Genomic DNA, 794 nt, shown 5'->3' with positions numbered 1-794 from the left:
GAGCGATGATCCGCTCATCAGCCTGCCCGCTGCGGCAAGCTGATCCGGCACAGTTCGGAAGGCACGGCGATCGCATAAGCTACACCACCTCTCGGGACATCATCTGGGCCTGTGGGCTGTCGAGCAGGCTTTGCTGTGCCTCGGTGCGGCGCAGTTCCAGGTTGTTCAGCGTGTCCTCGTAGGATTCGAGGCGGATCACCTTCATGATCCGCGGGCTGCGCTCGGCCTCCTCAGCGGTGGCGAGCCGCTTGGGCTTACCGTCCTTCCACTCGGGGGTGTAAGAGACCTTCTTCTGGCGAGGAAGGAGAACTGTGTCGAAATGCTCTCCCTGTTCAACAAGGACGTATTTTCTGTTTCCTCCATCTTTGCGGTTCAGGCTGATTACTGCGTGACCAGTGGTTCCGGAACCCGCAAAGAAGTCAAGCACGCAGCCAGTCGAGGTCACGCTAGACCCAATGAGGTGCTCATATAGGGATACTGGGTGGCAATACGGATGATCCACCCCCATTGAACGGGTCCACCTTGAAGTATGGTTTTGACCATGAAGGAGGACCACAATGGCAAACAAGCGACACAAGCCCGACGAGATCGTCACGAAGTTGCGGCAGGTTGAGGTTCTGATGGGGCAAGGTCTGTCCCGTCTTGATGCGATCAGGCGGATCGGCGTTGTCGAACAGACTTATTACCGCTGGCGCAAGCAATATGGCGGCATGAGCCGTGACCAGCTTCGGCAGTTGAAGGATCTCCAGAAGGAGAACGAACGGCTTCGCAAGGCGGTGGCGGATCTGACGCTG

General features: G+C 57.8%; 2 protein-coding genes. One reads left to right on the top strand and one right to left on the bottom strand.

Annotation, left to right across the window (positions count from 1 at the left end; genetic code table 11):
• Positions 1-79: 79 nt before the first annotated feature.
• Positions 80-508 (bottom strand): DNA methyltransferase, encoded by a 429-nt coding sequence (locus ABD906_RS00475; protein WP_345097620.1) that lies wholly within the window; start codon positions 506-508, stop codon positions 80-82.
• 49 nt (positions 509-557) lie between these two features.
• On the opposite strand from ABD906_RS00475, the gene ABD906_RS00470 reads away from it, so the two are divergent.
• Positions 558-794: transposase (locus ABD906_RS00470; RefSeq protein WP_345097619.1), on the top strand; the 237-nt coding region annotated here is incomplete at its 3' end.

Origin of the sequence: Chelativorans composti (assembly GCF_039541695.1) — a bacterium.
Lineage (GTDB): Bacteria > Pseudomonadota > Alphaproteobacteria > Rhizobiales > Rhizobiaceae > Chelativorans > Chelativorans composti.
This window is presented reverse-complemented; position numbering and strand designations above follow the sequence as displayed.

Bases quoted from the DNA above. Each gene is read 5' to 3' on its own strand.
- ABD906_RS00475 (WP_345097620.1), bottom strand. From the start codon at position 508: ATGGGGGTGGATCATCCGTATTGCCACCCAGTATCCCTATATGAGCAC.